We start from the raw sequence: 9,069 nt of genomic DNA, 5'->3' as shown, positions 1-9,069 counted from the left end.
CGCGTGTCAGCGTTTCGCCGCAGCCGCTCGCGACCCGCTCTGCGAAAGTCTCCCGTCGCGGAGCCGACTGCGCCACGGCGGGCAGGGACCGCCGTGGAGACAAGCACCGCTCAAGGCGATCCGTCGAAACGCGTGTCAGCGTTTCGCCGCAGCCGCTCGCGACCCGCTCTGCGAAAGTCTCCCGTCGCGGAGCCGACTGCGCCACGCCGGGCAGGGACCGCCGTGGAGACAAGCACCGCTCAGCGCGATCCGACTCCGGCGAGGGCAGCGGCGCCGAGGATGCCGGCATTGTTGCGGAGAGCCGCGGGGACGATCGGGGTGCGCAGTTCCAGCAGGGGGAGGAACTCCTCGTGGTGCTTCGAGATGCCTCCGCCGACGATGAAAAGGTCTGGCCAGAGGAGGGCCTCGAGGTGTGAGTAGTAGCGCTGAAGCCGCTTCGCCCAGTGCTTATAGTCGAGGTCGTCCCGCTCCTTCGCCGCGAACGAAGCCTTCTTCTCGTAGTCGCCGCCGTGGATTTCGAGGTGACCGAGTTCCGCGTTGGGGATCAGCACGCCGTTGTAGATCTGGGCGGTGCCGATACCTGTGCCGAGCGTGGTCATGACGACCAGTCCGTCCTTGTCTTTCGCAGCTCCGAAGCGCGACTCGGCGTATCCGGCGGCGTCCGCGTCGTTGACGAAGGAGATGGTGCGCCCGATCGCGTCCTCGAACAGCTTCTCGGCCTCCAGGCCGATCCACTCGTCCGAGACATTCGCCGCCGACATGGTTCGCCCGTGCACAACGGCGGCGGGGAAGCAGATTCCGACGGGGGCGCTCGACGGCAGATCCGGAATCGCCTCCAGGATCCGCTCGACTGTCGCGACGATGTCCTTCGGCCGACCGCCTACAGGGGTGGGGAGCTTCATCCTGTCGCTGAGCAGTGACCCGCCGCCCAGGTCAACCGAGGCTCCCTTGATGCCTGTTCCGCCGATGTCGATCCCGATGGCCGTTGCCTCAGCTGTCATACGCGTCATGCTAGCGAAGCGCGAAGGAAGCGGCGCGCTGGCGGCCGGCATAGGATCGCCGCATGACTGACGGCGACGCGAACTCCTGGTGGTACAACCTCAAAGCCGGCGCGGTGGAGCAGGGCTTCGTGTCCCCTTCCGTTGACCGGGTCGGACCTTTTTCCTCACGGGAGGAGGCGGCGCACGCGCTCGAGCGGCTGCACGAAAACAGCCGCAGGTGGGCCGAGGAGGACGCTGCCGAGGACTAGGGCCGACTATTCGTAGCTGTGCTCTGTGCCGGGGTAGGTGCCGGACTCGACGTCCTCCCGGTAGGCGGTCACTGCTCCGGTGAGCACTCCGCGGAGGTCGGCGTACTGCTTGACGAAGCGGGGGATGCGTCCCGTGGTGAAGCCAGCGAAGTCGGTCCAGACCAGCAGTTGGCCATCGACGTGGGGGCCGGCGCCGACTCCGATCGTCGGGATGCGCAACTCCTCGGTGACCTGGCGAGCGGCGTCTGCCGGCACCATCTCAAGGACAACGGCGAAAGCGCCTGCGTTTTGGACAGCGCGGCCGTCCGCGAGCAGTTGCTCCAGCCCCTCACCGCGACCCTGCACCATGTGGCCGCCGAGTCCGTGCTCGCTCTGAGGCGTGAATCCGATGTGAGCCATGACCGGGATGCCCGCTTCGACGATGCGGCGGATCTGCTCCGCCGAGCGCACGCCCCCCTCAAGCTTCACCGCGTGGGCGTGAGTCTCCTTCATGAAGCGGAACGCAGTGTGCAGCGCGTCGTCGGCTCCGGACTCGTAGGAGCCAAACGGCATGTCCGCGACGACGAAGGCGCGCTCGACGGCCCCCGCCACCGCTCGTGCCAGGGGAATCAGCTCGTCCACCGTGACCGGCAGGGTCGTGTCGTAACCAAGGACGGTGTTGCCGGCGGAGTCGCCGACGAGGAGAAAGTCGATGCCCGCCTCGTCGAAGATCTTCGCGGTCAGTTGGTCGTAGCTGGTCAGACCCGTGATGCGCACGCCCGACTCCTTCGCGTTCTGGAAGTGGCGGGTTCGAACGCGTTTCACGGGCTGCGCTGACATGGCCGCCACTCTACCGGCGCCCCCGCCGCGACCCGCGGGCGCCGGTCGGAGGCAGTAGCCTGAAGGGCGAAACAGAAGGAGTCTGGATGGACAAGCAACGGGACTTCGTTCTTCGCACGATTGAAGAGCGAGGGATCAAATTCGTTCGCCTCTGGTTCACGGACGTCGTCGGCACGCTGAAGTCAGTCGCGATCGCGCCCGCCGAGGTCGAGGGGGCGTTTGCCGAGGGCCTCGGGTTCGACGGCTCAGCCATTGAGGGCCTGACCCGCTCGTTCGAGGCCGACGTGCTTGCGCATCCTGACCCGTCCACGTTCCAAATCCTGCCGTGGCGGGGTGAGATCGATCCGACGGCGCGGATGTTCTGCGACATCACCACGCCCGATGGTCAGCCTGCGGTCGCCGATCCGCGGAACGTGCTCAAGCGCACCCTCGCCAAGGCGGCTGAGCGCGGCTTCACGTTTTACACACATCCCGAGATCGAGTTCTACCTCCTGAAGTCTTCGACGTTTGGCGCCGAGGGGCCCGAGCCCGTCGACTCCGCAGGGTATTTCGACAACGTCCCCGGTGGCACCGCGCACGACTTCCGCCGACGCTCCGTTCGAATGCTGGAGGACCTCGGCATCTCGGTCGAGTTCAGCCACCACGAGGCCGGCCCCGGCCAGAACGAGATCGACCTCCGCTACGCCGACGCGCTGACGACGGCCGACAACATCATGACCTTCCGCACGGTCATCAAGGAGGTGGCGATCGAGCAGGGCGTGTACGCGACCTTCATGCCCAAGCCGCTCTCCGGCCACCCGGGCTCCGGCATGCACACCCACCTCTCGCTCTTCGAGGGCGACGTCAACGTGTTCTACGAGCAGGGCGCGCAGTACCAACTCTCCAAGCTTGGCCGCCAGTTCATCGCGGGGCTGCTCAGGCACGCTCCCGAGATCACGGCGGTGACGAACCAGTTCGTTAACTCCTACAAGCGGCTGTGGGGCGGCGACGAGGCGCCGAGCTACGTCTCCTGGGGCCACAACAACCGTTCGGCCCTGGTACGGGTACCGCTCTATAAGCCCAACAAGGGCCAGTCCTCGCGCATTGAGTACCGCGCGCTCGACTCCGCTGCGAACCCCTACCTCGCCTACTCGTTGCTTCTCGCCGCGGGTCTCAAGGGCATCGAAGAGGGCTACGAGTTACCGGCCGAGGCCGAGGACAATGTCTGGGCGCTCTCGGACGCCGAGCGCCGGGCGCTGGGATACGGCGCTCTGCCCGCGAGCCTTGACCGCGCCATTTCGCTGATGGAGGAGTCGGAGCTGGTCGCCGAGACGCTCGGCGAGCAGGTGTTCAACTTCGTGCTGCTCAACAAGCGGAAGGACTGGGCCGAGTACCGCGCGCAGGTCACTCCGTATGAGCTGCGCAGCAACCTCGAGATGCTCTGACCCCTCGGTCATGCCGCGCGAACGTTCACTCCGCGACATCGCGCGTCTCGGCTTCGCCGCTCTCGGCGAGACCGGGGCGCGCCTGGCGGAGGCGGAGGAGTTGGCCGGACGCGACCTCGAGTCCGTGCTGCCCGCCTTCGACACTGTCGCCGACCCGGATGCTGCGCTGAGCGCTCTGATCGGTCTGCTGCGTCAGCATCGCGTCCGGATGGACGACGTTCTCGCCGACGACGAGGCCCTCACCCGGCTCCTGCTCGTCATCGGTGCCTCTTCCGGTCTCGCCGACTTCCTGCAGCGCCGGCCGGACGAAATCGCGAGCCTCCTCGAGCCAGTGCCGACCCTGCCCGGACGCGCCGAGTTCACGAGCGAACTGCTCGATTCGGTAGGAGCCGTTGACGGCTTCTCGACGCTGCGGGACGAGGTGGGATGGGCTGCGCTGCGCGTGCGGTACCGGCGCCTGCTCACCCGCATCGTCGTGCACGACCTCAGCAGGCCCGACCCGGTCGCGGCAATCGACCGCGTCACGCGCGCACTCGCCGACCTGGCAGGAGCCACACTGGAGGCCGCACTCGCCGTCGCTCGCACCGAGCTCGTCGAGGGCACAGGTCCCGGTCGGTTTCCGCGGGATGACGTGGCGGCGACCCGGTTCGCCGTGATCGGCATGGGCAAGGCCGGCGCCTCCGAACTCAACTACGTCAGCGACGTCGACGTGATCTTCGTCGCCGAGGGCGATCCCGAGCACGAGCTCTCGAACGCGCGTGCTCTTGACATTGCCACACGCCTCGCCGTCCTGCTGATGCGGGGCACCTCCGCACCCGCGATGGAGCCCGAGTTGTGGGAGGTTGACCCTAACCTCCGTCCGGAGGGCAAGCAGGGCGCGCTCGTGCGCACTCTCGAGTCGCACATTACGTACTACGACCGCTGGGCGAAGAGCTGGGAGTTCCAGGCCCTGCTCAAGGCGCGCCCGCTCGCCGGCGACCCCGAGCTCGGCCGCGCGTACGTCAACGCCGTCGCCCCGAAGGTGTGGTCGAGCGCCTCCCGGGAGAACTTCGTCGAGTCCGTCCAGCGAATGCGCGAGCGAGTCACGGAGCACATCCCGCACGACGACGTGCACCACCAGATCAAGCTCGGCCCTGGCGGACTGCGCGACATCGAATTTACCGTCCAGCTGCTCCAGCTCGTGCACGGGCAAACCGATGACGAAATCCACATGCCCGGCACGCTCCTCGCCCTGGGCGCACTCGCCGACCGTGGCTATATCGGACGGTCGGCGGCGGAGGAGTTCGCGCACGACTACCGCGCGCTGCGCCTGCTCGAGCACCGCCTCCAGCTCCGTCGGCTCCGGCGCACGCACCTCATGCCGCGCGACGAGCACGAACTGCGCACCCTGGCGCGTTCCAGTGGCCTCGCCCGCACGGCGGAGGAACTGCTCACGGTCTGGAACGGCATCAAGCATCGGGTGCGCGATCTACATGAGCGCCTGTTCTACCGCCCCCTGCTCTCGGCCGTCGCGGCGCTCCCGGAGGGCGGCGCCGAGCTCTCGACGAGCCAGGCGGAGGCGCGCCTCGCGGCGATCGGCTTCACAGACTCGCGAGGCGCTCTCGCCCACATCGCGGCGATGACATCCGGCGTCTCCCGGCGCGCGAGTATCCAGCGCCACCTGGTGCCGGTGATGCTGCAATGGTTCGCCGACGGCGCCGATCCCGACTACGGGCTGCTCGCCTTTCGTCGGCTCAGTGATGCCCTCGGCGGCACGCCATGGTTCCTGCGGATGCTGCGCGACTCCTCCGGGGCAGCGAAGCGACTCACCACGGTGCTCTCGGGCTCGCGCTTCGTCGGCGAGCTGCTGGACGGCATTCCCGAGTCGGCTGCGTGGCTCGAGGACGACGACGCCCTCCGCCCGCGGGGCGCCACGCAGCTCGATGAGGAGGTGCGAGCAGTGCTTGCCCGCCACGAGACTCCCGATGCAGTGGCCTCCGTCCTGCGCTCGATGCGCCGGCGCGAGGTGTTGCGCACGGCGATGGGCGGCGTGCTTGGACTGAGCACGATCGAGGAGATCGCGGCGAGCCTCACCGACATCATCAGCGCACTGCTCAGCGGCGTGCTGACGGCAATCCGGCGCGGCAGTGCGACCCGGCCAGGCGCGGAGGTGGAGTTCGCGATCATTGGCATGGGGCGCTACGGAGGAGCAGAACTCGGCTTCGGCTCCGACGCCGACGTGATGTATGTCCAGCGCCCCGGCACCGCCGAGCCGCACCCGGCGCAGCTCTACTCGCAGTTCCTCGTCGCCGAACTCGTGCGCCTGACCGAGGACTCACGCCTCCCGCTCGACCTTGACGCCAACCTGCGTCCCGAGGGTAAGAACGGACCTCTGGTGCGTTCGCTCGACTCCTACCGTGCCTATTACGCCCGCTGGTCACTGACCTGGGAGGCGCAGGCACTGTTGAGAGCCAGGGGAGTCGCGGGCGACCGGGCGCTGATCGACGACTTCGAGGAGTTGGCTGACGGCGTCCGCTACCCGAGCACGATTTCGGACCGAGATATCCGCGAGGTCAAGCGGATCAAGGCCCGCGTCGAGAACGAGCGGCTGCCCCAGGGCGCTGACCCGCGCCGCCACCTTAAGCTCGGCCGCGGCTCGCTGAGCGACGTGGAGTGGCTGGTACAGCTCCTTCAGCTGCAGCATGCGCGCCGGACGCCGTCGCTGCGCACGACCTCTACACTCACGGCCCTCGCCGTTGCGGAGAAGGAGGGCCTGGTTGGCGCGCAGGACGCCGAGCGCCTTCGCGCGGCCTGGCTGCTCGCCTCCCGGGTGCGCTCGGCGACGACCCTTTGGTCGAATCGGACGAGCGACGTCCTCCCGACCGACCGACGCCAGCTCGACGGGGTCGCGCGCCTGCTTGAGTACCCGGCCGGCTCGGCAACGGCCCTGGAGGATGACTACCTCGGCGTGACCCGACGCTCGCGCGCCGTCTTCGAGCGGCTGTTCTACGGGCCTGCGGCAGGAGAGTAGCCCACCTACCGCTGAGGACACCCACGAACGGAGGGCGCGCGTCTGCGCCAGTTGCGGCACAACCCGATCGGCTACACCCATCCTCGGCTCTTAAGTTCTGCGGCAAGGCGGGCCCCGATGTGGGAGGCGAACTGCGTCTTAATGTGCTGGCCGTCGTGGGTGAGCTGCGGGGCGAGAGCGTCTTCGAGGCGGTTGTCTCGGTCGGACTTGTAGGTGTATCCGTTGATGGTCACCGGTGCCGTGCCCTCGGTCAGGCCAGCGACGCCCATGAGGCTGTCCTGGATCCAGTGGCGAAGGTCGTAGTACAGGCTGGGGTACATGCGGGCGAGTTCGTGCTCCACGTTCCACACGACGTAGTGCTTCTCGCGGCGGTTCTTGTTGACATCATTCAGTGCTGGCAGGTTGCCGTCGATCAGCCACGGGGTGGGACCGCCGTCATTTGCCCGGATCAGGGATCCAACCAGCAGTGTCCGTTTCACGGTCGAGCGTTGAGCCTCGACCATTGCGCAGGTCGCGGTGACACATCGACCGACCGCTTGCTTGATGGTTTCGCCGGGTATTGCCACGGAGTCGTTGACAGCGGAGCCGATGATCTGGACAGCGGTTCCGTAGAGGTCTCGATCATCGCTCACGAACCACATGGACGTCACGTTCGGGATGTCGATGCCTGCGGCGGAACGCCAGAAGGAGTACACGCTGCCGTCGCCCAAGCCTTGACGCTGCAGGGTTCCGCGAATCACGGTGGTCCCCGTCGAGGTTGCTACGAAAAGGGCCCCTGCATCCGCAGGTGTGGGCCCCGAGGTCGTGCGGAAGCGGACATCCGCGACGAGATTCGCGTAGGGGTTGTTGGTCGCGGGGAAGGTCTGCGTCGTCCCCTGCAGTGCGAACACGGGCGTGATCGCGCCCGCACGGAGCGCCGCTTCCTCCGCAGTACTCCCGCCGAGCGCGCGCACGACCACCGTTGAGGTGGGCAACTCCTGGTCGAGGAAGTACGGCCAAGTCTGCTCGTAGGGGACGTCACCGCTGGGCGAGGATCGGCCGACCATGTGTGATTCGCCTCGGACGATCACGCGAGTCGGGTCGGGGACCATCAGGGGAGGCAGAGCGGAAGGCGGCGGCAAATGAATCGAGTGGTAAGGGTTCACGAACGGGGATCCGGCGGGCAATGTGTATGGCCAGTCGCCAACGTTGGTGTTACTCATCGAGGAGTCCTTTCAAGAGAGATGGCGCAACCGACTCGGTCTGCACGATGACGACAGGACGCGGCGAAGTAGTGCTCAGCTGGCGGATGTCCGGAACGGAGAGCATCCGTCGCTGTCGGAGTGGGCGACGATGAGCCGCTGCTGCCACATGGGCAGCTAGTCGAGGAGGATATCGCCCCTCGTGACGGTGCCGATCGCCGCGGCGCGATGTGCGGGACGTGTCTCGGCTCGAGGGTGTCCACGAGGAGCGGTGCGGTGCAGCCGAGCTGGGGCCGACCCTGGAACACTGTGCGCGCCTCGACTGACACGCCCCATTCTTTCTGGACTACCTTGGAATTGGTAATGTCTCTACGTTGTCTGAAAGGAAGAACCGGAATCTCAGGTCCTCGTGGGGAATGTTACCCGGAGTGCCGTGTTGACGCGGGGCGCGAAGTAATCGATAAGACACTGCCCGTCGCGGACGCTGCGCGAGAGGAGAATCTCTTTCTCGGAAAAGCGTCGATGTTCTTCACGAAGAAGTTCCGTCAAGCTCGAACTCATTCATCGCGAGCAACGCGCCCCGATCACCCCACTCATCCAGGCCGCGGACGGGGGGTCCGACGGCACCTACGGCTACCGTCGTATCACCGCTTAGCTGGCGCGGTGGGGCGGCCCGGTTGCGCAGGAGAAGGTCCGCCGCTTCAGCGGGGGAGTAGCGCTCGTACCCGCTGGCAGGCATGCTGGAGCCCGGCTATGGTGAAGGCACTGCACCGAGGATCAGACCCCGTAAGTGCGGCTCGAGCTTTCCGCGCCTGGTCGTTTATGACGGGATGATGTCGCGAACCCAGCGATAGGGCGGAATTCGATGGTTCTCAATAGTTGCCGATGCTGGGCACGAATGGGACTCCTGCGGATCGAGCTCCGAGTTAGAGGACGAATGCCTTTCGACCCGAGCTTTTGTGAACCTCGCGCTCGACGAGACGTGTAGGGATCCCGGGAGCGATCAGAATCCACTGGTCGTCTCCAGGCGCATCGATGTGGAGCAGTGGGTTAGCGATGTCGCCCGCGAGAATGCTCGCACTATTCTGTCGAATCGACTTCATGTCGGTATCGTCCGGAAGCTCAATCGTCGTGCCCCCGTAGCACAGCGTCTTCTTCGTTATCAGGTTCTGCCCCTCACAGCCTCGAGGCAGGCGAGCCCTGCCGCTCGATCATCATCCCCCTGGCGCAGCGGCGGGTCAATGCCTCCGTCCGCCGAGGCCGCGCTCCAGGTCTCCGTGCTGGCGAGGCACCTCGTGGCGGTAGAGCTAGCGGTCGGGGTGTGGGCTGACCATGACTTCCCGCCCTTCCACGCGAGCAGCCACGGGTCCGACCTTGAACTCGTAC

Annotated in this window: 6 protein-coding genes; 3 read left to right on the top strand and 3 right to left on the bottom strand. The window is 66.8% G+C overall.

The window, feature by feature from the left end:
• Positions 1-239: 239 nt before the first annotated feature.
• Positions 240-1,001: a polyphosphate--glucose phosphotransferase gene (ppgK, locus tag HRF29_RS01905; protein ID WP_173243852.1), complete on the bottom strand. Its 762-nt coding sequence runs from the start codon at positions 999-1,001 to the stop codon at positions 240-242.
• Positions 1,002-1,063: 62 nt separating this feature from the next.
• On the opposite strand from ppgK, the gene HRF29_RS01900 reads away from it, so the two are divergent.
• Positions 1,064-1,249, top strand: coding sequence for an SPOR domain-containing protein (locus HRF29_RS01900; RefSeq protein ID WP_173243849.1), 186 nt, complete (start codon positions 1,064-1,066; stop codon positions 1,247-1,249).
• A gap of 6 nt (positions 1,250-1,255) precedes the next feature.
• On the opposite strand, the gene panB is transcribed toward HRF29_RS01900, so the two are convergent.
• Entirely contained in the window at positions 1,256-2,068 is an 813-nt protein-coding gene (gene panB / locus HRF29_RS01895) for a 3-methyl-2-oxobutanoate hydroxymethyltransferase (RefSeq protein WP_173243846.1), read from the bottom strand.
• 86 nt (positions 2,069-2,154) lie between these two features.
• On the opposite strand from panB, the gene HRF29_RS01890 reads away from it, so the two are divergent.
• Positions 2,155-3,492 (top strand): glutamine synthetase family protein, encoded by a 1,338-nt coding sequence (locus HRF29_RS01890; protein WP_173243843.1) that lies wholly within the window; start codon positions 2,155-2,157, stop codon positions 3,490-3,492.
• A gap of 10 nt (positions 3,493-3,502) precedes the next feature.
• Positions 3,503-6,502, top strand: coding sequence for a bifunctional [glutamine synthetase] adenylyltransferase/[glutamine synthetase]-adenylyl-L-tyrosine phosphorylase (locus HRF29_RS01885; protein WP_173243840.1), 3,000 nt, complete (start codon positions 3,503-3,505; stop codon positions 6,500-6,502).
• A 71-nt stretch (positions 6,503-6,573) separates the two neighbouring features.
• Here the strand turns inward: HRF29_RS01885 and HRF29_RS01880 are convergent, their stop codons facing one another.
• Positions 6,574-7,704: a hypothetical protein gene (locus tag HRF29_RS01880; protein ID WP_173243837.1), complete on the bottom strand. Its 1,131-nt coding sequence runs from the start codon at positions 7,702-7,704 to the stop codon at positions 6,574-6,576.
• Between the last annotated feature and the right edge of the window lie 1,365 nt (positions 7,705-9,069).

It is taken from the genome of Rathayibacter agropyri (assembly GCF_013249015.1).
Taxonomy (GTDB): Bacteria; Actinomycetota; Actinomycetes; order Actinomycetales; family Microbacteriaceae; genus Rathayibacter; species Rathayibacter agropyri.
The sequence above is the reverse complement of the archived record's forward strand: the minus strand, read 5'-3'. Positions and strand labels throughout refer to the sequence as shown.

Excerpts from the sequence above, each read along its gene's own strand:
- HRF29_RS01890 (WP_173243843.1), top strand. The coding sequence starts at position 2,155 with ATGGACAAGCAACGGGACTTCGTTCTTCGCACGATTGAAGAGCGAGGG.
- ppgK (WP_173243852.1), bottom strand. The coding sequence starts at position 1,001 with ATGACAGCTGAGGCAACGGCCATCGGGATCGACATCGGCGGAACAGGC.
- HRF29_RS01880 (WP_173243837.1), bottom strand. The coding sequence starts at position 7,704 with ATGAGTAACACCAACGTTGGCGACTGGCCATACACATTGCCCGCCGGA.
- HRF29_RS01900 (WP_173243849.1), top strand. The coding sequence starts at position 1,064 with ATGACTGACGGCGACGCGAACTCCTGGTGGTACAACCTCAAAGCCGGC.
- panB (WP_173243846.1), bottom strand. The coding sequence starts at position 2,068 with ATGTCAGCGCAGCCCGTGAAACGCGTTCGAACCCGCCACTTCCAGAAC.
- HRF29_RS01885 (WP_173243840.1), top strand. The coding sequence starts at position 3,503 with ATGCCGCGCGAACGTTCACTCCGCGACATCGCGCGTCTCGGCTTCGCC.